At 32.6% G+C, this 26,055-nt stretch carries 23 protein-coding genes; 9 read left to right on the forward strand and 14 right to left on the reverse strand.

The features are described from left to right. Nucleotides 1–47: 47 nt before the first annotated feature. A complete protein-coding gene (locus H526_RS0121210; protein WP_027394875.1) occupies nucleotides 48–731 on the forward strand; it encodes a response regulator transcription factor in 684 nt (227 codons plus the stop codon). Beyond that, a complete protein-coding gene (locus H526_RS0121215) occupies nucleotides 731–1,810 on the forward strand; it encodes a sensor histidine kinase (protein ID WP_027394876.1) in 1,080 nt (359 codons plus the stop codon). The genes H526_RS0121210 and H526_RS0121215 overlap by 1 nt, the downstream gene beginning before the upstream one ends. On the opposite strand, the gene H526_RS0121220 is transcribed toward H526_RS0121215, so the two are convergent. Next, nucleotides 1,748–2,803: a glycosyltransferase gene (locus H526_RS0121220; RefSeq protein WP_027394877.1), complete on the reverse strand. Its 1,056-nt coding sequence runs from the start codon at nucleotides 2,801–2,803 to the stop codon at nucleotides 1,748–1,750. The two genes, H526_RS0121215 and H526_RS0121220, sit on opposite strands and share 63 nt — an antisense overlap. A 307-nt stretch (nucleotides 2,804–3,110) precedes the next feature. On the opposite strand from H526_RS0121220, the gene trmB reads away from it, so the two are divergent. Genes trmB through H526_RS0121235 form a run of 3 tightly spaced genes read left to right on the forward strand, consistent with a single transcriptional unit; the run spans nucleotide 3,111 to nucleotide 4,756 of the window. Further along, nucleotides 3,111–3,785: a tRNA (guanosine(46)-N7)-methyltransferase TrmB gene (gene trmB, locus H526_RS0121225; RefSeq protein WP_027394878.1), complete on the forward strand. Its 675-nt coding sequence runs from the start codon at nucleotides 3,111–3,113 to the stop codon at nucleotides 3,783–3,785. 13 nt (nucleotides 3,786–3,798) lie between these two features. Further along, nucleotides 3,799–4,434, forward strand: coding sequence for a LysE family translocator (locus tag H526_RS0121230; protein ID WP_027394879.1), 636 nt, complete (start codon nucleotides 3,799–3,801; stop codon nucleotides 4,432–4,434). Further along, on the forward strand, nucleotides 4,424–4,756 hold the full coding sequence (locus H526_RS0121235) for an MGMT family protein (RefSeq protein ID WP_027394880.1): 333 nt from the start codon (nucleotides 4,424–4,426) through the stop codon (nucleotides 4,754–4,756). Before H526_RS0121230 ends, H526_RS0121235 begins: the two co-directional genes overlap by 11 nt. 22 nt (nucleotides 4,757–4,778) lie before the next feature. Here the strand turns inward: H526_RS0121235 and H526_RS0121240 are convergent, their stop codons facing one another. Further along, a complete protein-coding gene (locus H526_RS0121240; RefSeq protein ID WP_027394881.1) occupies nucleotides 4,779–5,609 on the reverse strand; it encodes an outer membrane beta-barrel protein in 831 nt (276 codons plus the stop codon). A 196-nt stretch (nucleotides 5,610–5,805) separates the two neighbouring features. On the opposite strand from H526_RS0121240, the gene H526_RS0121245 reads away from it, so the two are divergent. The 3 genes from H526_RS0121245 to H526_RS0121255 all read left to right on the forward strand — a co-directional run bounded on the left by H526_RS0121245 (nucleotide 5,806) and on the right by H526_RS0121255 (nucleotide 7,847). Beyond that, entirely contained in the window at nucleotides 5,806–6,948 is a 1,143-nt protein-coding gene (locus H526_RS0121245) for an Mrp/NBP35 family ATP-binding protein (protein ID WP_027394882.1), read from the forward strand. A 3-nt stretch (nucleotides 6,949–6,951) separates the two neighbouring features. Continuing rightward, nucleotides 6,952–7,191: a NifU family protein gene (locus H526_RS0121250; protein WP_027394883.1), complete on the forward strand. Its 240-nt coding sequence runs from the start codon at nucleotides 6,952–6,954 to the stop codon at nucleotides 7,189–7,191. 101 nt (nucleotides 7,192–7,292) lie between these two features. Next, nucleotides 7,293–7,847, forward strand: a complete 555-nt coding sequence (locus tag H526_RS0121255; protein ID WP_027394884.1) for a hypothetical protein — start codon at nucleotides 7,293–7,295, stop codon at nucleotides 7,845–7,847. A 3-nt stretch (nucleotides 7,848–7,850) separates the two neighbouring features. Here H526_RS0121255 and H526_RS0121260 read toward each other — a convergent pair whose 3' ends face one another. The 12 genes from H526_RS0121260 to H526_RS29760 form a co-directional block, all read right to left on the reverse strand. Further along, complete coding sequence (locus tag H526_RS0121260; protein ID WP_211237854.1) at nucleotides 7,851–8,972, reverse strand: acyltransferase family protein; 1,122 nt, start codon at nucleotides 8,970–8,972, stop codon at nucleotides 7,851–7,853. A gap of 109 nt (nucleotides 8,973–9,081) precedes the next feature. Beyond that, nucleotides 9,082–10,260, reverse strand: a complete 1,179-nt coding sequence (locus H526_RS31160) for a helix-turn-helix domain-containing protein (protein WP_081415666.1) — start codon at nucleotides 10,258–10,260, stop codon at nucleotides 9,082–9,084. 11 nt (nucleotides 10,261–10,271) lie between these two features. Further along, complete coding sequence (locus H526_RS0121270; RefSeq protein ID WP_027394887.1) at nucleotides 10,272–11,168, reverse strand: metallophosphoesterase family protein; 897 nt, start codon at nucleotides 11,166–11,168, stop codon at nucleotides 10,272–10,274. A 64-nt stretch (nucleotides 11,169–11,232) separates the two neighbouring features. Further along, nucleotides 11,233–11,667 carry a hypothetical protein gene (locus H526_RS0121275; protein WP_027394888.1) on the reverse strand — a complete coding sequence of 145 codons (435 nt, stop codon included), beginning with the start codon at nucleotides 11,665–11,667 and terminating at the stop codon, nucleotides 11,233–11,235. 110 nt (nucleotides 11,668–11,777) lie between these two features. Then, the gene (locus H526_RS0121280; RefSeq protein ID WP_035086177.1) at nucleotides 11,778–13,403 is read right to left on the reverse strand and encodes a hypothetical protein; all 1,626 of its coding nucleotides are present in this window, start codon (nucleotides 13,401–13,403) and stop codon (nucleotides 11,778–11,780) included. 21 nt (nucleotides 13,404–13,424) lie between these two features. Continuing rightward, entirely contained in the window at nucleotides 13,425–14,573 is a 1,149-nt protein-coding gene (locus H526_RS0121285; RefSeq protein ID WP_027394890.1) for an NAD(P)/FAD-dependent oxidoreductase, read from the reverse strand. Continuing rightward, nucleotides 14,573–15,016, reverse strand: coding sequence for a hypothetical protein (locus tag H526_RS0121290; protein WP_051336264.1), 444 nt, complete (start codon nucleotides 15,014–15,016; stop codon nucleotides 14,573–14,575). The genes H526_RS0121285 and H526_RS0121290 overlap by 1 nt, the downstream gene beginning before the upstream one ends. Before the next feature lie 6 nt (nucleotides 15,017–15,022). Further along, the gene (locus tag H526_RS0121295; RefSeq protein ID WP_027394892.1) at nucleotides 15,023–17,236 is read right to left on the reverse strand and encodes a LodA/GoxA family CTQ-dependent oxidase; all 2,214 of its coding nucleotides are present in this window, start codon (nucleotides 17,234–17,236) and stop codon (nucleotides 15,023–15,025) included. Between the two features lie 16 nt (nucleotides 17,237–17,252). Beyond that, entirely contained in the window at nucleotides 17,253–19,508 is a 2,256-nt protein-coding gene (locus tag H526_RS0121300; protein ID WP_027394893.1) for a tyrosinase family protein, read from the reverse strand. Nucleotides 19,509–20,420: 912 nt separating this feature from the next. Beyond that, nucleotides 20,421–20,738: a thioredoxin gene (trxA, locus tag H526_RS0121305; RefSeq protein ID WP_027394894.1), complete on the reverse strand. Its 318-nt coding sequence runs from the start codon at nucleotides 20,736–20,738 to the stop codon at nucleotides 20,421–20,423. Nucleotides 20,739–20,918: 180 nt separating this feature from the next. Then, the gene (locus H526_RS0121310; protein WP_027394895.1) at nucleotides 20,919–22,148 is read right to left on the reverse strand and encodes a cytochrome c3 family protein; all 1,230 of its coding nucleotides are present in this window, start codon (nucleotides 22,146–22,148) and stop codon (nucleotides 20,919–20,921) included. 55 nt (nucleotides 22,149–22,203) lie between these two features. Then, entirely contained in the window at nucleotides 22,204–23,997 is a 1,794-nt protein-coding gene (locus tag H526_RS29760) for a tetratricopeptide repeat protein (protein ID WP_051336265.1), read from the reverse strand. A 395-nt stretch (nucleotides 23,998–24,392) separates the two neighbouring features. Here H526_RS29760 and H526_RS0121320 point away from each other — a divergent pair, with 395 nt between their 5' ends. After that, nucleotides 24,393–25,943, forward strand: coding sequence for a thiol-activated cytolysin family protein (locus tag H526_RS0121320; RefSeq protein WP_027394896.1), 1,551 nt, complete (start codon nucleotides 24,393–24,395; stop codon nucleotides 25,941–25,943). Nucleotides 25,944–26,055 lie beyond the last annotated feature (112 nt).

Genomic DNA, 26,055 nt, shown 5'->3' on the forward strand with positions numbered 1-26,055 from the left:
ATTTTAACCTTAGTATATTTACGATAGTGAAGTAATTCAATAAGAAAATGAATAAAAAAGATATTACAATTTTACTAGTAGATGATGAGCCGGATATTTTAGAAATAGTTGGCTATAACTTAACTGCCGAAGGCTATAACGTCTTAACGGCAGAAAATGGTAATGAAGCTGTTAAAATTGCTAAGAAGAAAAAACCGCATTTGATCATCTTAGATGTGATGATGCCAGAAATGGATGGTATAGAGGCTTGCGAGCAGATTCGTAAAATACCAGATTTACAAAATACAATTATTACTTTTCTAACAGCTCGTGGAGAAGATTACTCTCAAGTGGCAGGATTTGATGCCGGGGCAGATGATTATATAACCAAACCTATTAGGCCAAAAGTATTGGTTAGTAAGGTAAAAGCATTATTGCGTAGATTAAAAGAAGATGACTCTAATGATAATGTTGTTAAGATAGGAAATCTTGTTATTAATAGAGATGAGTATAAAATTGTAAAGGATAAAAAAGAAATAATATTACCAAGAAAAGAGTTTGAATTACTATCTTTATTAGCCTCTAAACCGGGTAAAGTCTTTAAAAGAGAAGATATACTTGATAAGGTTTGGGGTAACGAGGTAATTGTAGGCGGACGTACTATTGATGTTCATATCCGAAAATTGAGAGAAAAATTAGGAGATGAAAGTTTTAAAACAATAAAAGGAGTCGGCTATAAGTTTGTAGTATAATGGCAGAAAATTTTAAGAGATCGTACAGGTTTGCATACCTGTCATCTTTGTACATAACGTTATTATTAACGCTCTTAGTGAGCGTTTTTTTATATACCCAAAATCAATTTAATTTACTATTTATAGCAGGTTTTATTTTACTGTGTTATGGGATATGTTTTCTTATTATACAATATCGTGTTCAGAAATTTATTTATCGAAGGGTACGAAAGATATACGATGATATTGAAATGTTGGATATGGATACTTTAGGCGAAAGTCCAGTTACGACGGATATGAAAACGTTAATTAAGGAAGTCGAAAAATTTGCTCAAAAACGAAAAACAGAAATAGAAAGCCTAAAGGTTAGAGAAGATTATCGTAAAGAGTTTATGGGTAATGTTTCTCATGAGCTTAAAACTCCATTATTTACAGTGCAAGGATATATTCTAACACTGATTGATGGAGCGATGAATGATCCTGCGATTCTGGATAAATACTTAAACCGTGCTAATAAAGGAGTAGAACGACTTATCTATATCGTCAAAGATTTGGATATGATCACCAAATTAGAAGTGGGAGATTTAAATCTTAACTATACTAATTTTGATATTATAGAATTGGTGCAAAGTGTTTTTGATCTATTCGAAATGAAGGCATCAAAAAAGAACATTGCTTTGACGTTTGATATGAATTATCAAGATCCAATAATTGTTCATGCAGATAAGGAAAGAATCCAACAGGTACTGTCCAATCTGATCGTTAATTCTATTAAGTATGGGAAAGAAGATGGTACAACAGAAGTAAGTATAGAAAATCTAATTAAAAATAAAGTAATCGTTAGAGTAACTGATAATGGCGAAGGTATTGCCCAAGCCCATATACCAAGATTATTCGAACGTTTTTATCGAGTGGATAAAAGTGGTTCCCGTAAAGAAGGAGGTTCTGGACTTGGCCTAGCTATTGTAAAACATATTATCGAAGCACATCATGAACGCATTTATGTAGAAAGTGATTATCGAATAGGAAGTGAATTTTCATTTACTTTGGAAAAAGTGAAAAAGTTCCCTGTAGTCGATGTCGGTGCTAAAACTACTTAACCCTTTATAAGCATTTAAATCATATAATTTCTTTAGTGTAAACTCATTTTGCTTGCAACTGGGAACCAGCTTATTGTTAGTAAGTCGTTCTGCCAGGTATTCTTGTTCAAATTGACCCGGCGTAGGTATAAAAAAGGCTTTTTTCTTTAATTTAGCAAGATCCATTACGGTTGTATATCCTGATCTGGAAATTATGATGTTACTACTGTTAATAGTGTTTTCTAAGGCTATTCCGGTAAGGTAATTATGTATGGTGATATTGTTTTTAATATAGGTCTCTTGATTTTCTTCAATAATACCTCTTACAAAAACTATTTTTTTATCACTACGTTCAAATTCCTGAAACAGTTTTTCTTCTAACATGGTACGTTGCGGTTCCGGCCCAGATAATAGTACCATAATATCATATTTCTTAGGTAAATTTTGATAATTAAATCTACTTAAAGGGCCTAGGTAAGTAACAGGAATGTTACTGTGTTTTGGATGACCAAGTTCTCCACTTAAACTTGGATCATCCGCCATATCAGGAACCCAACAAACATCAAATTTCTTAATATATTTATTATGGATTTTTGTACTAATGGAGGTTGTTTTACCACTTAGAACCGTAAGCTGATGGGTAATAAATACAGATGGTAGGCTTTTATATCTAACTCCCATTCTATTATCGGATATAATACCATAAAAATCATCAGATTCTACAATACGTTTAGTCGCTTTTTTTTCGGCTGTAATTGCGTGTGCAATTTTCGGGCTATTAAGCAACATCTTTAGTTTAAAATTACTAGCTTTTTTAGAATATTCTATATTATAAGAAGGAATCTCTTCTGTTCTTAATTCTGGAAACTCTTTTCTTAATAAAGCTAGTGCTGCTCCATCAGAGGCTATAACAGGCTCGAAACCTTCGTGAATTAAGGCATGAATTATCGGAATACAGCGGGTTGCATGACCTAAACCCCAATTAAGGGGTGCTACAAGTACTTTTTTACTCAAAATCTAAGGTTTTGTAAGTTAATCATTCAAAAATTGCTAGTGCTATTTTAAAATTAATAGTATTCTTCTAAGTATATATTTCCTTAATTTTACCAAAAAATTATGTTTAGGTTAGTGCAATAATCTTTTCATAATATTAAAGATGTATAAAAAGGGTGAAATCAACAATACAATAGCGTAATGGATGTATTGTATATGTTTTTAGGTAGTTAGGATTGATTCTTTTTAATGAAGAAAAAGAAATCAAGACTTATATGTAACATAAAACAAGTTAAATAGTCAAATACATATAGAAGAAGATAAACAGGTGGGAAGTAAGAATAAATTAAAAAGGTTTAATGAGAATAGGAGTTTTCAGAATGTAGTGGAGCCTACAAGAGAGGAAGTACTTAGTAATTCTCTGGGATTTAAAGGGAAATGGAGAGAGAAGTTTTTCAAAAACGAAAACCCGATTATATTAGAACTAGGATGTGGTAAAGGAGAGTATACTGTTGGATTAGCAGAAAAATATCCTGATAAAAATTTTATTGGAATAGATATAAAAGGTGCTCGGTTTTGGAGAGGAGCCAAAACAGCTATTGAGAAAGAGATGAACAATGTTGCTTTTATTCGAACTCAGATAGAATTGGTGGATCATATTTTTGATACAGGAGAGATTGATGAGATTTGGATAACTTTTCCTGATCCACAGATTAAATACAAGCGTACAAAACATCGAATGACCAATCATGATTTTTTACAACGCTATAAAAAAATTCTTAAAGAAGATGGAATAATGCATCTTAAAACTGATAGTGAATTTATGCATGGGTATACGCTAGGATTATTACACGGAGAAGGTCATGAAGTGTTGTATGCTAACCATAATGTATATCATCAAGAAGGATCTCCAGAAGCAGTAACTTCCATTCAAACTTTTTATGAAAAACAATATTTGGAAGAAAATAAACCTATAACTTACATTCAGTTTAAAATTACCTAATTGCGTCATCGATTTGGAAACTACTAAACTCTTTCTCGTTACTTTTTTTGCATCCCTGGTGGGGGTTATTCCTCCAGGATTAATTAACATGACTGTAGCCAAGACATGTTTAGAAAGAGGTAAGAAAAATGGTATCTTAGTGGCAATCGGTGCTTCTGCGGTGGTTTTTATACAAGCTTTACTAGCTATTTTACTCGCAAAATATATATTTTTTAATCCTTATGTAAAAAATATGTTACTCAGAACAGGAGCAGTAATATTTTTCTTAATGGCTATTTATTTTTTTGTAAAAGCAAAACAAAGAAGAACCAAGATTAAAGTATATAAACATGCGGGTTCGCGTAGTCTTTTTAAAGGAATGATGATGTCTCTTGTAAATGTGTTACCAATACCCTATTTCTGTACTATAGCAGCAGCAATGAGTGTAAGTGGAAAGATACAATATGATGCATTGAGAATCGTAGCTTTTGGGATTGCGGCGGGAACAGGAACTTTTGTAACCTTATATTTCTATGTGCTTTCTTTTCTTAAAATAGAAAAGAAGACAGCTTCTATAACTAAGTATTCTAATTATTTTATGGGAATACTAATGTTGGTTTTGGTTATGCTAACTTTAGCTAGAATAATTTATACTTGGGATGAAGGATAAGAATGATAATTTTTTTGATAGAGTTTACGAAGTAGCAAAACTAATTCCTTATGGAAGAGTAACTTCCTATGGTGCTATTGCAAAATATCTTGGAGCAGCAAGAAGTGCGAGAATGGTGGGTTGGGCTATGAATGCTTCTGGTAAACAAGAAGATGTACCAGCGCATAGAGTGGTAAATAGAAAAGGAATTTTAACTGGAAAGCATCATTTTGATGGAACAAACTTAATGCAACAGTTATTAGAAAATGAAGGTGTTGAAGTAATTGATAATCAAATACAGAATTTTGAAAAATTATTTTGGGATCCTATGGAAGAATTATAAATTTCGTACTACTTCCTATTTCTTAAATAAAAACTCCTAAACCAACAGAAAACGTAGAAAAACCAATACCACCAATTCGTAGGTATTCATATCCTCCATTAAATTTAAATTGGTTGATATGATAGTTAAGCAATGCATTGAACTTATCCGAAGAGCGCGTATTAATTAAAGATTGGTTATAATTTAGTTCTATACTTAGTGGTTTTGCAAAAAAGTATTCTGCTCCGATAGCATAGGTAAATCCTAATTCCTCTACATCTCCCGCAATATAGGTAGCACCCATACCCCAATAGGCATTAAATTTTTCTGTACGAACTCTATGATATTTTGCTAGAAATGTAAATGTAGCAAGAGAATTATCTCCAAAAAAAGTATTGTTCTCCCATAATTGCAGGTAATCCGCTTCAATACTAACTCTCTTTAAAAATCTAAAATCCGCATTGATATGATTACCATATAGTTCATTGTTTTCAGCGACAAATCGATTGGTTAAGGTAATTCTAGAAAGGTTAGTGTCTCCATCCCAATTATATGCATAGTTTCCTCTATTAGAGCTGTGATAAGGATATTTAGTAATAAATGCATTACTAGCAAGATGTTCTTTTTCTGTAGGACTTTCAATTAAACCATAATAGGTTGCGTATAACCCCATTTCTATAAAAACCATAGCTAATCCACCCCAAAGAGAATTATCTTCATAAGAGGAACTGGACGATGTTCTAGATCTAGAAGATGATGAGTAATAGTTGCTACTTTTGTTCAATCCTTTTTCTGCTTTTTCTAGTTTTCCTTGACCAAAGGAATGGAATGAAATGATGATGCATAGTAATGAGAAAAAAAGTGTTCGTTTCATAAATAATGATTGATTTAATCTAGAAATTCTAGTTTATCACAAATCATACCATTAAAGCATATAGGTATATTGTTACTCATGATATAGCCATAGGAGATTCCAATGTTTATAGGTTTTAGAATCTTAACTTTTAGACCTATCTTTGCCTTCAGAATCATTCTATATTGATTCGTTTTTAGAAAAAGGAAAAATACACATGAAGTTAGAAAAATCAGAGATATTAAAAGCTTTGGAAACAATTACAGTTGCTGGAGAGGGAAAGAATATGGTGGAGAGCGGTGCCGTTAAAAATGTTATCACTTTTGGAGATGAAGTAATCGTTGATTTAGAATTATCTACTCCTGCATTGCATATTAAGAAAAGAGCAGAAGTTGATATTATGAAAGCTATTCATGAAAAGGTATATGAAAAAGCTAAAATAAAAGTAAATATTAAAGTAGAAGCCCCCGCTCCTAAGCAATCAGAAAAAAATGTAATTAAAGGAAAAGCAATTCCTGGGATTAAAAACATAATTGCTGTTGCTTCTGGTAAAGGAGGTGTTGGTAAATCTACTGTGACTTCTAATTTGGCAGTAACCTTATCAAAAATGGGATTTAGCGTTGGGCTATTAGATGCAGATATCTATGGACCATCTGCTCCGATTATGTTCGATGTAGAAAGAGAGAGACCATTATCAGTAAAGGTTGGTGATAAATCCAAAATGAAGCCTGTAGAGAATTACGGAGTAAAAATATTATCGATAGGATTTTTTACGCAACCCAATCAAGCCGTTGTTTGGAGAGGTCCAATGGCAGCAAAAGCATTAAATCAGATGATTTTTGATGCCGCTTGGGGAGAATTAGATTTTCTATTGCTGGATTTACCTCCAGGAACAGGTGATATTCACTTATCGATTATGCAATCTTTACCGATTACAGGAGCAGTAGTAGTTAGTACACCTCAGAATGTAGCACTTGCCGATGCTAGAAAAGGAGTAGCAATGTTTCAACAAGAAAGTATTAGTGTACCTGTACTAGGTATTATAGAAAATATGGCATATTTTACTCCAGAAGAGCTTCCTAAGAATAAATATTATATCTTTGGTAAAGAAGGAGCTAAACATCTTGCAGAAGATATTGAGGTTCCGTTTTTAGGAGAAATACCCTTAGTACAAAGTATACGTGAGGCAGGAGATGTAGGTCGACCTGCAGCATTGCAAACAGCAACTCCTATAGAAAAGGCTTTCGAAGAATTAACAAGAAATGTTGTTCAGGAAGTTGTGGATAGAAATGAAAACCTTCCACCAACAGAGGCGATAAAAATAACAACAATGGCAGGGTGTTCTGCAGTAAAAAAATAGAAAATGACATCTGAAGAATTAAAGATTAATGTAGAGAAAGCACTAGATGAAATTCGTCCTTTTTTAGAAAGTGATGGAGGTAATATTTCATTAGTAGGTATTGAAGATGATAAAAGAGTCAAAGTTCAGTTGGAAGGAGCTTGTGTTGGTTGTAGTGTAAATCAAATGACTTTAAAATCAGGAGTTGAGATGACTATCAAAAAATATGCTCCTCAAATCGAGGAAGTTGTAAACATCGAATAAAGGTAGATGTAATAAATTTTATAAGTATATGCTCAAGAAAAATAGTTTTCTTGAGCATATACTTTTTAGTTTCAATTCTAAAAACCTAAAGAAGGATAGTAATGAAAAAATTAGTTTATCTACAGATCATTAGTTTTGGGTTAATTTTTTTAATTACAAGTTGTAGATCAAAAACTACAGAACGTATCGATATAACAAATACGTTATTAGGAAATGATACGCATTTAGTAGTCGAAAAGACTAATAAAAGTACTACTCATAGAGGTATTATAACAAATTCTAATTACGGTACTACTCATAGTTATAGTTATAAGTTTACCGTTAATAATGGAGATGTTAATTGGAATGGAGGAACAGCAGAGCCCAAAAATCTTCTTTTTTGTAAAGATTCTACATATATTCATTATCTAAAAGAAAAATATATCTCTATAAAATCTAAAGATTCAGCTGGTAATATAGTAGAAAAAGATGGTTATTATGAGGTTCAAGACGTGTTCGAAGTTCATGTAGATAAGCGTTATTTTTTCAAATTCTTTGGAGATGAATATTGGATAGAAATCCCATTAGAAAGCTATAATCTTAAAAAAGGATCGTGCACAGAATACACGGTCCCAAATGACAATGAATTAACAATACCTAATACCTCAATAGACTAATGATTATCTTTTTTTTAGTCCAAAAAGTGTTTGTAGCAAAGGAATCTTCAATATTAGGAAGTGATAGATTATCCAACTTCCTAAAAAAGTTCCTAATACCATTACAATAAATTTTGGGAGTATATTCCATTCTAAATTCATTAAATAATACCCAATTATAATCGTGATTGTTTGATGCAGAATATAAAAAGGATATACTGCTCTATTGCAATAAGATAGAGTTTCACTCTTTCTATTTAAATACTTTGCAGCATAACCAAATAACACTAATATCCAAGACCATAAATTAGTTACTTTAACCAACGCTTCAGTAAAGTGAATAAGAAAACTGTCTTTTCCTTGTATCCATATAAAAAGCTGAATGGAAAAGGCAATAATACCAATAACTAGTGCTTTAGATTTTATATTCTCGATCGATTGCCAGAATTCTTTACCAATAGCTATTAATATAAAACCAAATAAAAACAAGGTTATAGAGTTAATAAAATTGAACCAATCATCAATTAAGGCATGTGTAATATCAAAGAAAGGTTCTATTAAAGATTCTATTAGATATAATGGTATAATAAATAAATATAATCCATAGGGTTTTTGAATTTGTCGTCGTATCCAATTAATGAATCGTGATGGATTTCTCTTAATTCTTATAAATAAAGGAGAAAGAATAATGGAGAATATTAATAGGTACGGTAAAAACCAAAGATGATGCCAGCTGATATTTCCTTCTGGATAAACTCCAATAAAAGCTTCTGTTGCTAGATAATAAAAATAAGATCCAGTAAATTGATTTGTAACCAATCTTTCGAAATAAATCTGAGGAGGTACTATTACCAGCATACCAAATATCAATGGAATACCAAGTCGTAAGCATCGCTCTAAGTTGAACTTTGATAAACTTCGTTTAGATAATGCGTAATAAGTTCCCATGCCTGATATGACAAATAGTATAGGTAAACGCCATTGATTTAAAAATAACATTGGCCAACGCATTCCTTCAGAAATTTCATTGTTTTTAATATGCCATCCCCAAGGAACAAAAAACATCCCAACGTGATAAAAAATTAGTAAACCAAATACAATAACTCGTAACCAATCTAGGTCACAACGACGAATATTTTTGTCCATATCTTTTGAAAAATTTGTTTTTCCAAAAGTGAAATATTTCTTTTCTAATTGGATTGAAAATTAATCGAATTACGTGCAGAATTGTAATTTTAGACATTTTATTCTACGGTCAAGTAGCTTTTTTTAGTGTAACAAATGCTTTAGGAGACATAGCTACATGTTTTTTGAAAGAATTGTAGAACGTTGATTTTGAGTTAAATCCAACAGAATTTCCTATAGCTTCTATAGTTAAGTGACTGTAATTAGGGTCTGTTAAACGTAATTTGGATGTTTCAATTCTGTACTGATTAATAAAATCATTAAAATTAAGTCCAGTAGATGTATTGATGACCTGGGATATGTAATTAGAGCTTGAATTTAACTCTTCTGAAAGTTTTTTTAAAGAGGCAGAACTTTGTAGATAAAATTTATCCTTTTCTACAAATTCTTTGATTTCCTCTATGGAGATTTTCTGATCTTTAAAACTAGAAGTTTCGTATTTATCAGCAATCCATGTGTTTTCAAAAAACCTAGATTCGGACACCATAATTAAGGCAATTATAATAACCGTAAAATTTACAAAAACAGTTATGTAGTGATCTCCCGAATCATCTTCATAATTCAAATAAATTGAAAAAATTATAATAAAAACGATCAGAAATGAAATAACTAGATTACGAGTAAAGGAGTATTTATTATGAATTGTTTTTCGACTAAGACTTGTGTTTTGTTTTCGTAAATAAAAGTAAAGGATTCTAAATGATAACAAGATGTATATAGTAAAGCTTGCTAGTATTAGCCATCTAAACTCATCTTTGATCAAAAGGTAACTATAGTCTATGTTGTCGGGGACGGACGCTGTTTTTAATTTTGGAAAATATGCGTTGAGATAGGCATTGAGTTTAATCGAATCAGGTTGAAGATAGTATTGCAGCTGAGAAATACCATACAAAATAGCAGGAATTAGATGCAATCCACTATGTTTTAATGCGATCCTTTTTCGCTTTAATAAGGTATAAACAAATAGATATATGCTTGGCCCTAGAATAAGTACTAGAGGCTCACTAGAATCATTAAACCCAATGGTATATTTCATTAAACCGGTATAACATAAAAAGTTATCCAGTGTAATAGTGCCTTGTATAATAAGGAATAGTGCAAGAAACCGAAATGCGATGTTTTTTTTATAGCTTCGTAAAAGAATTACAAAACTCAACAGGAAACCTATAGTGATTCCTAAAAACATGATATAGGAAAAAACGTCGTGCCGAACTGGAATCTGATCGAGTATTTCGTTTAAATTCTGCATTATTAACTATGTTATTCTGTAATAAAATCAGTTAATTTTTGAGGTCCTTCCAGTGGAACTCTAATTATTTTTAGAGAGCCATCTTCTGTAGTAGCAATTTGCCATTTTATTAAGGTGATACAACCGTTTTCTATTTCGATTCCAGTAATTGATCTTGGATGTACACAACTACCATCATTAAATAGGGCTAATTCGCCCGCTTCAGGAAAACGAGGACGATGCGTATGACCAATAATAGTAAACTGATTTTTTTGATTAGCAATCCATTTCTTGATTCTTCGCTCTACCTTGATAGTTTCTTTATAATTTTTGGCAGGACTTGTAGGGTCTGCTATTCCTACTACTTGTAGAGGTTTCCATAAAAAACGAACCAAAAATCTATTAATTCTCCAACCTACATAATTCATGAAATCTGCTTGATGTCCGTGTAATAAAAAAATCTCTTGATTGGATGTTGTGTGTTTTAATATAATAGCTTCTTGGAATATTATATCCGGAAAAAGTGGTGTTTCTTTATTAGTTTTTCGATCAAAATAAGAGCTTAAATATTTTTTTACATATTTTGGATCTCGATATACCATATCATGATTTCCCCAAATCATTTCTAGTCTATTTTCAAAAAAGAATTTCTGCAATAACTCATAGACATTTTTATGAGCTCTAAGAATGATTTCGAAATTAAGATTTTCCCATAGTTCATCTCCATCTCCTAATTCGCAGTAGGTATATCCTTCATTATAATAGTGCTTTAGTGCGTGAAAATAGATGTTTCTGTTATTAGCAAAGTCATCTGCAAAACTATTGTCGCCTCGATGACAATCGCTAAATAAGATGAACTTAGAACTGTCATCAAAAGAAATAACTTTTGCATTTTTATAAGCACGATCCAGACGGGATTGGGATGACATATACAGTACTTTTTGTATAAATATACAATACTATATGTTTTTATGGGATACTATTTAATAAATATTAAGGATGACTAAGTACTTGTTTTTTCTTTAAATGAAAATTACTTAGAATCATTAAAAAAGCAACTATATATAACCACCACGTTTGACTGTAGTTGAGGTAATAGGTAAGAAGTAAAATAGATAGCCCAAAAGTGTATAGAAGAATATTAATCCAAGATTTGTTTTTGTAATGTCTCCACATTAAGATTATACTTCCTGATAAAAATATAGTAAGAATAACATACTTCCATTTAGAATTATAGTCCAATTTACCGAGTCCAATAAAACTAAAGAAAGAAGCATAAGCTGCCCAACAGAAAGCGCATTTTGGAAATAAAAAAAACACAACAGCAGATAGAATATTCAAAACATTAATTTTCTTGGTATGTTTACCAACCTGCTTTGTAGAAACTTCTGTATTACAAGAACAAGAGTTTTGTTTAGAATAGTACATTTGCTGCTGCGTTTTTAAAGTTAAACTTGATTTTGGGCAAAAAGGGTATTTAATTTATTAGAATAAAGTCTTATGTTTTTTGATATAATTTAACTTCACTATATATTAGATTAGTTGGATGGTTTTTTAGGTTTTCCTTCTTCCCATTTCGCTTTGCCTAGTAGCCAACTAAAATCACCACTTAATTGATCTCCCGATGTCAATTTTCCATTTTTGTATTCATAGATTCCGGCACTAGAATGACAACCCATACAACTTTCTGTACCAAAAATGGTAATGTCACTAGCGGGATTTCCCTCCATTAGGTTAGAGGCTGATTGGTTTCCTGACTGAAAAAAAGTTTCCATAGTAATATTAGTCAGCAAAGCCAGATTCGGATTGCCACCAGGTTTATTGACTACAGAATTTGGGACCTTGTATCCACTTTCTGTATGATTTCCAGGGAGTACATTTTGATCTGTTGGATATTGAGTGTCAATTAACTGATAATATTGCCAAACACTCTTTTGTTGTTTAAAATAAGCTTGCATTTTTTCATTTACTCGAGTTACTCGCACAGGAATATCTACCATACGTTTAGCTTGAGTTTTCATAACATCGCTATTAGCAAAATACTTACTAGTTTTATTATTCGAAATAGTCCAAAAATCACCGTGTATTCCTTTGTTATGTGTATAGGTTGTACCACCATTTGTCACGTCGATATTTACAGGACAAATCTCACAGTTAGGATCTGTAAGAGAAGGAGGGATTACAGTTGATTTTCCATCTTTTTCGATGATATTTTGATCTAAATTATCAATATGTTCAAAAGTAGACCATACCCATTGCTTTCCAGTTGGAGTTTTTTGACTAATATGAAAACCGATCATACCCAAATCCTTTTTGACTAAAGAAGAACCATCTGGGCCAATAATATATCCTTCCTCCCGATAGTATCGATCTTTATGATCGCTATCGGTAAGGATTTTCCATGCAAATTTAATTTCTATAGCACCAAGTTGTTTCTCGTCATAATTACCTTTAGGAAAATCTGCGATTACTCCATTTTCAGAAAATTTTGTTTGCCCATTGATATTATAAAGCTTGTTGGTAACTATATAATCAAACTCTTCTTTGTTCATTAGTACTTCATATACCACTACATTTCCATTTTGATCAAAAAGTTTTCCCGCAAAAGCCTGATCCACTTCATCTGCTATATCGAAATTTTTTGGGGTTGTTGGTGTCCTAGAAGAAAGTACTACTCTAGCGTTTGTATTAGTAAGAACATCATTAGATAATCCTAATCCTGAAGCAGTTCTTGGACTTCCCCAAGGTGCAGGTGTTTTGCCGTCTGCGCGGTATACCTGAAAAGCTTCTTTCCATCCTAACCAAGTTGGTTCCCCTTTGTCTGTAAATTTTGGTGTTGGAGCTCCCTTGTCATTTCTAGGCCACATAATTGCTATAAAAGCTTGCCAACTGTATTCATTAAATTTTTCGTTAAGCTTAAATAGTTGGTTTTTGTCTTTAAGCTTTTTTTGAACTATTGGATTTACATCTACAGGGATATCAGCAGAAAATTTTACTGGAGGAGGTATTTTTTTGTAATCATCATTATTTATGGTTATTTCTGCTGTATCATTATTTTCTTCCACAGTTACTTTATCGTTACAGCAAAATAATATAAATGAAATACATAAAATAGCTATGACTCGATTTGTATTCGATTTAAAAAGTTGTAATGCATGTTTCATAATATGAAGGTTTAAGGTTAATTAGTTATAGTTGATGTTTGTGTGTCTTCTTTTCCAAAAAGGAGATGAGGTAAATCGACTTTCCTGGTTATAATATTCTTGTATCTTTTTTTGGTATCCTAGATAATCATTTGTTATGATTTGTTGATATTTATGTAATCCAGATCGGTTACCTTTTAAATCATCTAAAGTTGCGTAGGCAGCAAATTGACTCATAGCTAAAGATTTAAAAATTCCTAAAGATGAAATAGGGTCATAACTAGATGCTGCATCACCTACTGCTAGCCAAGAGTTGCCTACTACAGAACTTAAATATTGTGTGTGTGCTGCGACCACTCTAGGTTCCGAAAGTTTTTTTGTTTTGAGTGTTCTAGAATAGGTGTAACAGGAATTATAAAGCAGTTCGTTAAAAACAGTTGTTTTTTTTAATTGCATTTCATTGGCAATGTCAGTATCTGTCATGTATCCAATTACAAGTGTTTTATTTGGTAAAGTAGCGCTGTACCACCAACCGTATGGATCAGATTCTACGCAAGTTCCATTTCCTAACCTAGATTTATTTTCATTTTGATTAGAAATATCGTAAAAGCGATAAATCCCAACCATTTGATCTTCCTTTATTTTGAAAGTTTTTTGAAGGCAAGAAAAAGCAGCTTTTTTTCCTGTGGCGTCAATTACGAAGCTGCATTTTATGGCAGTTTGTCTTTTCTTAGTGTTAATTTGTAGGTGCCAATAGTTTGAGGTCTTTTCTGAAGATATTACGCTTGTCTCGAAATAGGTAAAGACTCCTTTTTTTTTAGTTTCTTTAATCATAAATTGATCAAAAACTATCCTATCTAAATGCCATCCATATCCATAAGGAGAATATATATATTCATTATGATATAATTCTGAAGAACCCCAAGCTGCAGAAGTTCCGTATGCATTGATGAAATTACATTTTAAAAAGGATTTCCATATGCCTAAATTTTGTAATTGTTGAGATGCGTGTGGCGGTAATGTTTCTCCTATTCTATAGGAGGTTGGGTCTTCAGTTTTTAGTTCAGAAGCACGCTCGATAATTGCAATGTTTAGGTGTGGAGCTTCATTTTTTAAAGAAATAGCGGTAGCACATCCAGCAACACCTGCGCCGATTATAATTACATCATATGTGATAGCGTCGTTATTCATTAACTTGGATCTTGTTTTACAGCGATCCATTGAGCAACTACTCCAGCTGGAGCTGTTGATTTTCCGTTTGGTCCCGTTGGATGTGGTATTTCTCTAACAATTGATCCAACAATAGCTGGTCGCTGATCTATACCGTTCATCCAATTTGGTAAATAGTATCCCAAATAATTATAGATCCATTCGGCACCACCTACAATTCCTTTTCCTTGAAACTGAAGTGTAAAAGGATTTCCATATCCAATACTACCTGTTAGTTTAAGTTCCCATCCAGGACCGTATATTAAACCATCTAAGGTCTGCATAGGCGCTTCGTTTATTTTAATATTTCCTCTTCCAAATTCTAAAGAATCAAAATCTGCATCTAGATCAGGATTGCTTAGAAAACTTCGATACGTCCATGTTCCGGTTAGGATTTCAGGAACTGAATTAATTGGTGTGTTCATAATGTCTTAATTTCTGTTATTTTCCTTATTAGATTCTCCAAAACTTTGCCCTAATACACGATCTCCTGGTTTTACAGGTTCTCCTAAAGCTTCATTATTACGTTCTATCTGATAAAATTGTCTTGTAATTCCGGTTCCTTCAGTTATTAAAAACCCTAGGTCTTTCCAGGCTTGAACCATTTGTAAATCTCCAGCATTGTTATTAGGGATTCCAGATGCCCAATAAACCTGTGAACCATTTAGGGATTCAGGCACTACAATAGGCCTGTGAGCAGGCCACCAAGGAATGTTATACGCTATTTGCTGTTCTACCGGATCTCCAACGGATTCAGGATAAATAGTATTCCATTTTTCATAGGTGGTATTTATATTCTGAAATGTACATTCATGAAAATCTGCTTGCCAAGGAATTCCTATATATTTGGTAAGATCCCCTGGTTCTAGACCTTTAGAAAGGTTTGGAGCTGCACTGCCATCTTGATTGGCAATAGGTTGAGGAAGGCTTAGTCCTCCTGCTATATATGTAGCGTGTTTGATTCTATACGGTTCACTGTAGATGGCAGGATTATCTACAATCCAAGAGAGTTCTCCTCCTGGACAAAAAGCACCGCCTAAAACATTACTCAGTACACCTCTGTCAATTCCAATCCCAGTTTTAGGCGGACTAGACCAAGGATTGGTGCATTTTTTATTATTTTCTCCCCACTCAACACATTCATTTACAAATTTTCCGCTAGCCCATTGTTTTAAAAAGAATAATTGTGTTTCTGTCATGGATAGAAACTTTTGAGGAGCAGTATTACTAAGTGGATTATCACCACAAAGCATTGGCATTAAACGTGGTTTGTTTGAAGTAGAATTATAATTGCCTTCCACTTCATAGTCGTTTAGTTGATCGGTTTGCCTCATAATCCCTAAAATAAATTGCCTTAATCTGTAATAAGGATCTTTTCCATTTTCTGGAGGAATAGAAAGTGTTTCATAATTTAAATTTCCTCCAGTTCCTCTATTATGTGGGTCTCCACCTCCAAAAAAATCAAAAACAAAAGTGTATTTGAAGTCATCAGGCCTTCGTAATTGAGGCCATAATTCTTTGTAAAATTTTGGATAATAATCTGGGTTGTATCGGGCTTCGTTTCTCCAGATGTCTAGCTCTTCTGGAGTTTGTGGGTTATTGTTTTCTTTGGTGAATGGAGGTACTCCGAAGACTTGTGGATCATATGCCATTTTACGAACAAAAAGATCATACATCTTTTCGTCCATTGTGATCATATCTTCCATTTCAGGAACATATCGTGGATAACCAACCACAACCCAAGCAGGAACCTGTACGTCCATAGTTCCAGTAGTTTTGGTTTTTATTTCTTTATCACCTTCATAAGTAATATCTGTGAAGGTGTACTCGATTTTTGCAGTCACAGGTCCATCTGAAATATCATCAAACCAGCCATTGTTATTAACAAAACTTTCTATAACAGGAGTTTTTGTGGAACCGGAATTTCCATTTCCTCCTAATACAATCAATCGGATGTTTTTTTCTTGCTCATTCACTAATAAACTACCTAATGTTTCTATAGAATTTGGTTGTATATCCGAAGGAGGAAAAGTTTGTGGATATGATACTTTTTTATATTTACTAATATCCATTTTTTTACTTTCTGAACCGAATTTGGCAAAAGCACCTTTATTATTTTTAAGGTTTACTGTTAGTGGTCCTGGATCAATAATCAGTTGTCTTCTTAAGTCTGGTTGCGTAACTTCAGGATTTCTAAGAGGATGATTAGGTGCATATCCTTGCTGTCCATTTGTTTCTTGAAACTCATACCAAGAAGCTTTTTTGTTAGCTAAATGTACTGTCCAATCAATGTCGGTTACTTTTCCTTGGACTATCCGAGGAGCTGTTACAGCAGTTTGATATACAAAATCATAAGTTCCTCCTATTTTAATTTCTTCTCCTTGAGTATCTTTTTCGCTTTTATAAGCAAATACTCTAAACCTTGCTGCTTGTTTTTTAATTTTAGAAAGATCACTACTGTCTTTAAAAGAGCTTACTCTTATCGGATTTCCTTTTGAGTCTTTTTGTTCTCTTCCCATTTCATCACAGGCAATAGGTAATGTCCCAGGTTGCTCTGGAGTAAGGTAGAAGTCATCCTCTGTATTACCAAGTCTTGCAATTCCAATACTTGGATGAATTTTAAAAGTAGTATATGTGTTGTCCATTATATGTTGCTTTTATTTAGTCCATGAAGTTTAAGGATACACCATCGATATATACCGCATTATCAATCTGTTTTCCATCAATACCTAAGATCACTAGTTGTATTGTAATATCTTTATCGCCATTGTTTAAGACGCGTTGTACAGCATCGGTAGCATTAATTTTATAGTTTCTGGGTTCATGGTGGTGTAGTTGTCTATAATCAAATTGCCTTGTTTTGTCCAGAGGTAAATTACAATGTCCTGGACCTCCATAACAGCTTCCGTGAAACGTAGAAATTTCTTCTACAAAGTGTTCATTCCCATTAGTAGGAGTGTCGATAGTAGCCTTAGGTGAGTTTAAGAATACTCTGATATGAGCATTTTGTAGATTTCCTCGTTGTACTCTATGAATTTTAATTTCTGCTTTGCGATGCGTATCTAATGTATTTGAAGAAACTTTAGTCGGTGCGCTATTAAATTTTATTAATCCTACTTTACTTGATACATTATAAAAGACAGAATCTTTCATATAGGTATATCCTAGTTTTTGAATACTCATAGTATCCTGAACTGTCATAGACCACGGTGCTAGAACCGCATTCATTTCCTGAGGAGTTCCAGTATGTAATTCCTGCCATCTAGCCCATAATCGATCAACATTAGAATGATGTGCCCAAAACAACGGATCAAAAGCAGTTATTCTATTGTCTGTCATCCATCCATATATTGGATTTTCCTTGCTTTGAGGATCAGGAGTTAGCTTTAACTTTTGGTATATTTTTTTCCATTCATCACTATTATCTGGGTAAGTAGGATTAGTGCCACCAGAGAAGTTATGCATACCATTATGTACTTTTTCCAAAGATCCATAATGATGATCGTATGATGGTCCTCCTCCAAAATCACCAAAGTTATCCAATGAAAGAAGTAAATTGATGTCATCTTTTGTTGGGTATTGAGAAAGAGGTCCCATAGATCCTGGCCATCGATTCGGGAACCATAATGGATTAGTTTCTTTTAAAGTGTCGTAAATGATTCTTATTTTGTCTGACCATACAGCTACATTATTTACATTGATAATTTCATAAGGGATTCTGGCAGCTTTTAAAAAACGTAGACCAGAATTGTATATGGTACCTTTTTTTACAATTTTTTCTAATGCAGAAACTTCTTTTTTATTTAGTATGGATTTACCTTCAGAATTTTTTTGATCTTTTAATTTGTTTAATCCTTTTTCGGTAAGGTAACAACCATAGGCTTCTGGCAGTATTCCTAGATCATATTCCTTATTGTTAAAGGTATTTTTGTTCTGATCTGCATAGTCAGTCCATGACCAATATGGCAAAGCAATATTCGGGTCATAATCTTGTAGTTTCTGCTCGAAAAAATATAAATATAATCGATGCCAAGTGGTAAATTGCTCCCATCCATGCTGACAAGAATCTGTATGAATCCTTGCCCAATAGTCAAAACTTCTTTCATCTTGCCAATAATCCGTATATTGAAACATACAGTTCAGCGCTTCTCTAAACGTTTTTAGTTCTTCAGAAGTTAGCGAGCTTACTTCTTTTCTGATAGTTAACCCTTTATTATCTCGATGATCCTTATTGGTTTTATTGGTGGATACTTGATGGAGTAATTCTCCTTTAGCAAGTGCTACATGATTATTGGTAGTAGAGGCCCTTAGTATTTCTGATTGATTATTTTTTTCTTCCTCTAGAGTTAAGGGACAATCAGCATCTATCCAGTTAGCAATGGTCTGTATTTGATCCGTTGAAGCAGAGGCATCTGCATCCCATAATAGTTTTGGGAAAATACTATCATCAAATGGATATTGACCTTTAAGTCCTATAATAATTGCAGAATTATCACTTCGTTTTTTAGTAGGATTATTGCCACCGCCACCAGAACCTCCTGATGGCCAGCAATCTCCTATCGATTCTAATGTAGGCGGCTGTTGCACAGCAGTTACGGCTGGTTGTAATGAAGCTGTATCGGAGGCCTTTTCTTTTGATCCACAGCATCCAGTATTATTATTAGCAGGTTGTTTTGATGAGATTGATGAGGATGATGAACTCTTAGTTCCACAACATTCATTAGGATCTTGATTAGAGTCATTACCAGCTTTAGGCGCAATTAATCGTTGTCCATATAAGGAGGCCGTCATAAAAGTTTCTGGATCTAACCAAAAAGCATGTAACCCTTGATAACTAGGAACTGTTTTTCCTTGTAATAAATTAAGGATTTCTTTTACCTGTTCATATTGAGATTTTATTTTCTTTTTACCAGACATAATAGTGAGTTGTATTTTAGTTAAGCCTTGCTTCTCAAAGCTATATAATTAGGGGAATTTTTAGTATAGGTAAAAACCCCTGTTTTATTGTTTTTAATTTGTGTTTAGTTTTAAAAACAGGGGTTTTTACGCTTTTTATTGTTTGAAATAATGATGGAGATTTGAGGAAACACCTCCTTATATTTTTTTAAATTCTAAATAACAGGTCTAACTAAAATTTAATGAAATTTCAGATCGCGAAGATGTTGATATTGTAATTATTTCTGGTCTTTATATTGCATATCAATTGATTAACAATACTGAGTATAAATGAAAAACATTGTTATTTATGAGCTTCTTAATCGAACGGGTGGTCGATTACAATCAGATTTGATTCCTATTCGTGGAGATCATAAGGTTTCTTATGGAAACGGGATTTGTAATTTTTAAGATCTTCCACAAATCGATTTATTTAAAGAAGAACAAGGAAGGATGCGATTTAATATATGATAGAGGAATTAAAGATTCTTAATGGAGCATTTAATATATGTGATGAGATTGTTCCCTTTCTTATGACAAGTTCTGATTATACTAACAGGTTTTGTATTAGAGTACATAGTTTTTCACTAACAGAAGCAAGAAAACAAATGGATTATTGTTTGGGGTTGCTAATGTTTGATTTGAGAAACAAAAGCGAATGTAATTAAATATAGCGCGAATTAATGGTTACAGTCATCTACCTAAGTAAGAGAATTTATACAGTTTTCATATAATCAAACAATTTTGATGTATATTCTGATTAATGGTGTTATTATTAAATTTCCACGTATCGCTTCCAGTACAATAACGAAAAATAGATTCATTATTTAATAATCTAAAATCAAAAAAGCCACATGTCTATGTGGCTTTCTCTATATGAAAAAATATACTTTATTAGATTAAAGAATCTAAAGCTTCGGCATATACGTTTTTAGGAGAAACACCTACTTGGCGACCAACTACTTCTCCATTTTGAAAAACTAATACAGTAGGGATATTTCTTACTCCATATTTTGCCGCAAATTCTTGATTTGCATCTACATCTACTTTACCTACTACTGCTTTTCCATCATACTCTTCACTGATTTGTTCGATGATAGGACCTACCATTCTACAAGGGCCACACCATGCTGCCCAAAAATCAACTAATACTGGTTTATCACTCTTAAGTACTACTTCATCAAAAGTAGCATCTGTTATTTCTAATGCCATAGTTATTTATTATTTAAATTTTTATTCATTTTTAATTTCACAAAATTAGTCAATAATTCTCCCAAAGCTTACAGTCATAATATTAGTTTTGACTATAGGGGTATTGAATTTGCTGATACCCAAATATACTATTAAATTGTTCTGACTTAGAATAATTGTTTTTATTATTTTATTTACTGGTTAATTATTCTTCAGGTTATAGATGCCTATAAGATGTGTTCTAACATCAACAGAAATTTCTTCATTTTTTGAAATCTGTATCTTCATAGTTTTGCTTTTTACCAACGGCATATGACATTGTATGCAATTATTGTCCATTTTCTCAATTCTATTTTTATCGCCTGAACAGCCAATAGGTTTTTGCAAAGTTGTGTGACAATCCATACATTTTTGGTTAAACGAAGCAAAATTTCCTCTTTCTTGTTTATGTGGATTATGACAAGTTGTACAATCAAGAGCGACACTTTTTGTGAAACATTTACTGGCTTTTAATAAACCATATTGATTTCCGTGAACGTCCAGTTCTGAAAGACTTGATTCATCGTAGTCAGGGAATGAAAACTTTTTTAATGTGTCTCCTACCATGAAAGAAAAAGCACGCTCTGTTGTTTCTGTCCTTAAACCAGAATGACATAAAGCACACGCATCTAATCGTTGTTGACGCGATAAAGAACTGTATTTTATAATATGTTTAGCCACTTTATCCTGTGGGTTTTGTTTGTGATATATTACATGATCTTTTACAGGTCCGTGACAACGTTGACAATCTATTCCGTATACTAGATTTTTTCTATGAAATTGATTACTGTTTTTGTTTCCTGAGATATTCTGGGCGTAGGTGGTATGACATTCTAGACAACGTTCTAATACAGGTCTGGCAGGAGCTAATTGATCAGGAGCACCTGGACTATTAATCCAACTGTCAGTAGGAGTGAAATAAGAAGCTTGCAGCTGGAATAAGTTATTAGCATTCCACATTAAAAAGGATTGTCCTTTAGTACCTGAACCTATTACAATATCCATTTTGGCTGAGTAAAAAGGGGTGTTCTGATTATTAATTATGGGTTCCTGGTAAAACCCTGAGTCCTTTTCTATGAAATTAAAAATGGTCTTGTCATTTAAGTTTAAAGTATTTTTGTTTTCCTCAAAACTACCTTTGATAATGTTTTTGCTTGCAGGTTGGAATGAATTAAAATGTGGAGTTTTATAATGATCTTCTATGATTTGTTGATGACACTCAACACAGGTTGAAGAACTAATAAACTCCATTCCATTTGTATGAGTTGCTATAGGGGTAATAGCAATATATTCGCTTGTACTGTTTAGTTTTTCTTGATAAAAAGTAAAATAGAATATGATACCAAGAGTAATAATACCAATACTTATAATGTAAAACCTATTCTTTTGCATGTATTATGATGTGCTATTCTTTTCACAAGATAGGATAATTTAAAAACAGAAGAGTTTATAAAGTATTTAAGAATTGATACAAATCTGTTTCCTTATCAAGATTCAATTTCTTTTTTAATCGGTACTTAGATTTCAGAACACTATCAGGTAATACATTTAGCATAGTTGCTATTTCTTTGGTAGTAAGATTCATTCGTAAAAAAGAAGCTAGTCGTATTTCTTTTTCAGAGATTTCACTATAGATTGATTTAAGTTTATTGTCGAAGTTATTATGAACATCAGCAAAGTAAGATTTAAATACTTCCCAGTCTTTATCTTCTGCACTTTCCTTTTTTAGTAATAATACCAAACGTCTGAATTCTATTTTAAAAAGTTCTGGAGAATCTTTAATACGTTCTAGATTTTCCTTTAATTCTTGTATAAAACTATTCTTTTGGACTAAATGCAATGTTTGAGAAGTCAGTTCTTTCTTTTTGAATTCGATTTCTTGTTTGTATATTTCTTCTTGTTTTTCACGTTCTATTTTGTTCTTTTTTATACGTTGTTTGAATCCGAAGAATAATAACCCAGATACTGCAATAAACGAGATCATTCCTCCGGCATATAGACCTTTTCTAAGGTTGCTGATTTCTACCTCTTTATTTAAATTCTCAATCTCTTTTTCTTGAAGAGCTATGGCAGCTTCTTTTTTTTCTGTTTCGTAAGTTATTTTAAGTTCTTCAATCTGTTTTGATTTGGTAACATTATCGAGGCTGTCCGCAATTCGAGTAAACTCTTTTGTATCTGATAAGGCTTTTTGATACTCTTTTAAAGATTCAAACGTGGCGGCTCTTTGCTGAAAAGCATTTTTTAATTGAAAAATAGCTCCCAAAGAATCTGCTTTTCTAATAGATGTCTGCAAGTATTGCAATGCTTTTTTTTCTTCTCCTTTTTGAGTTAGCACATATCCCATAGTATTAAGGATAGAAATATGATTCAAAAAATCATTTTCAGTACTCATTTCTAGACTTTTGTTTAGATATTCCACTGCTTTTTCATATTTTTTTTCTTTTGTATAAATTTCTCCAAGTCCGGAGAATGCATTCATTATATTGTCTTTGATGTCATATTTTTTAGCTATTTCCAATCCTAAGCTGATATTTTTTTTTGCTTCTTTATAATTTTTAAGACTTTGGTAGGACTCACCTATTTTAATATATGTATTGCTTATATAGATATTGTCATTTGTTTCTATATATATATTTAAAGCATCATTATAGTATTTTATAGCTTGGTGTAAATTATTGCGTCGAGCTTCAATATTTCCAATCTGAGAATTGATATCAGCTTTCCGATAAGGTTCTCTATCTATTGTGTCTAAAATTCTTAAGGCCAATAAACTTTGTTCTACAGCTTTTTTAAAATCACCTTTATCGTTGTAAATCATTGCTTTACTGCCAATTCCAATTCCATAATTTAGATAATCGTTAGCTTCTTTAAATTCTTGATTACCAAAATCCCTTAATTGTAGTGCCTTTTCAAAACTTCCTTCATCCTGTGCAATCTGTGCTAATTCAGAATACGCCTTCGAGATCATAACTCGGTCTTGTGATGTTTGGGCAAGATCTAATGTTTTGTTATAATAGAACTTTGCAGAATCTAAGTCGCGAACCAGATAAAAATATACACCTATATGAAAATGGCCTACAGTCACTCCTGATGTGTAATCAATTTTTTGAGATATCCGAATTGAATTTCTTGCGTGCTTTTCTCCTTTTTGAGGGTTGGTATATACTTCTGCATAATATAATCTGGCAGATGTCATTACTTTTTCATAATTGTCAGGAAGAGAGTCATAGACTCTTATCATACTGTCGATCACCTTTTGATTTTGGCTGTATATGTTTTGAAGACTAAAAAGAAATATGAGCAGAATAAAAGCAGAAAACTTCATAAAAGAGGATCATTTAGTTTTCATCTAAGTTAGGTAATAAATACTGTAATTATAAGAGTTTGTCCATTTTGCAAATAAGCTTTTTTATAAGAAAACCTCTTTTTACAATGAATTTTTCCCCTACTTAAAATTGTGTAAATTGCTGAAAACACTAAGAAATGTACAACATGAACTTACAATAAAACGAAAGACAATGAATTTATGTAATTCATTGATTTTTAATAACTGTCCATACTTTGTCCATACTGAAAATTAGGCAAAAGGTGAGTTTTCAAATAGTTTTGACACGTTGAATCGAAAAAACATAAATCATGAAAACTTCAATTTTAAAAATGCCCCAAGCGTTTATATTAATTAGCTTAATATGTTCTTGTATTGCTTGCAGTTCATGTAGTAAGGATGAAGATCCTATTCCAGGAGAATCTACTAATCCCGAAGCGAATACTATTAATGATTTTATAAATAATCTTGAATATGATGCTAATCAGTTATTGGGTGTTGAAGAAACTGGTGGAGAAGCATTATTGAAAACGCCAGGTGAAACAACTACTGATGTAACCACTTTAGAAGGCGAAAAAACAACCTGTGTTCGTGTAGATTATAATCTTAAAGCGAATTTTGAGGATGTGGCAATTCTAAGACCAACTAGAGGAATCATTTGGCCAGGAGCATTAGTGGTTGGAAATGAATCTATGAGAGATGGTTTGCCAGAAGCATTTACCTTGGGTAGGGCACCAATGACAATCCGTTTAGATCTGCCAGGTATTGGTGAAGCAGGAAACATTAGAGTAGAAGATCCAATAAATTCTAATGTACAAGCTAAAATTGATGAAGCATTAGAATATTGGAATGCCAATGCCTATGATGAAGGATACACGAACCCATCTAATTCTTCTTATGCTGCAAGTACTTCTTATAGCTCTAAACAAATGAGCTTAGAAGTAGGTATGAATACAGAATGGGCGACTGGGGATGTATCTGCGCAATTTAATTATGAAACCACTTCGACCAGAAGAGTAGCTATCATGGTATTTAAGCAAGTTTTTTATACAATAACGATGGATACACCAAGTAATCCGGCAGCTGTATTTGGAGCGGATGTATCATTAGCACAAGTTGAGAATGCATTTAATTCTGGTACACCACCAGCATATGTACATTCGGTAAATTACGGTAGGATTATTATGTTTAGAATGGAGACTACGGCAGAAGCAACAGAGGCTCAATTAACAGGTGCTTTTAACTATGCTAGTGGTGTAACCAGTGCTTCTGGAACTTTAGAAGCAAAGTATAAAGAAATCTTGAATGAATCTAATATTACTACCGTTACTATAGGAGGAAATGCTGCAGTAGCTTCTCAAGCGGTGTCTGCACAAAATTTTGGAGACCTGCAAACCATCATAAAAGGTGAAAATGCAACATACAGTAGAAATAATCCAGGAGTTCCTATTGCATATACCATACGATTCTTAAAAGATAATAGTTTAGCAAAAATGGGATATTCAACAAATTATGTAGCTTTAAATTGTACTAAGGTAGGTGTTACACACAATCAGATAATATTTACAAATAATTTGGCAGATAATTTTAGGGTTGGGATAGAGTATAAGAACAATCTTACTAACGATGTCTCTTATGATAAAATTGATTGGAAATTTAATACAACCGACGGAGCTAAAACAGCAATTACTCCGCCAAATGGAGCCTATGATATATTTTACCATGTAGAAAGAGATAGGTTTGGAGATAGTGGTTATGAGAGCAAATTAGTCGATAATATTGGTGGTCATGTCCATGATCATGAAGATTGCTTTGAATCTTATAGAGATGGTCTTGAAGCAAAAGTAAGAGCTTGTCGATAAATAGTAATATTCTCCTTTTGCAAAGTCGGTATCTTAAGTTGTGATTCAACAACTTGATGCCGGCTTTATGTTTTTGTTTTCTCTTATATTTATAGATATAATTTAATTATCC

Source organism: Aquimarina latercula DSM 2041 (genome assembly GCF_000430645.1).
GTDB classification, from domain to species: Bacteria; Bacteroidota; Bacteroidia; order Flavobacteriales; family Flavobacteriaceae; genus Aquimarina; species Aquimarina latercula.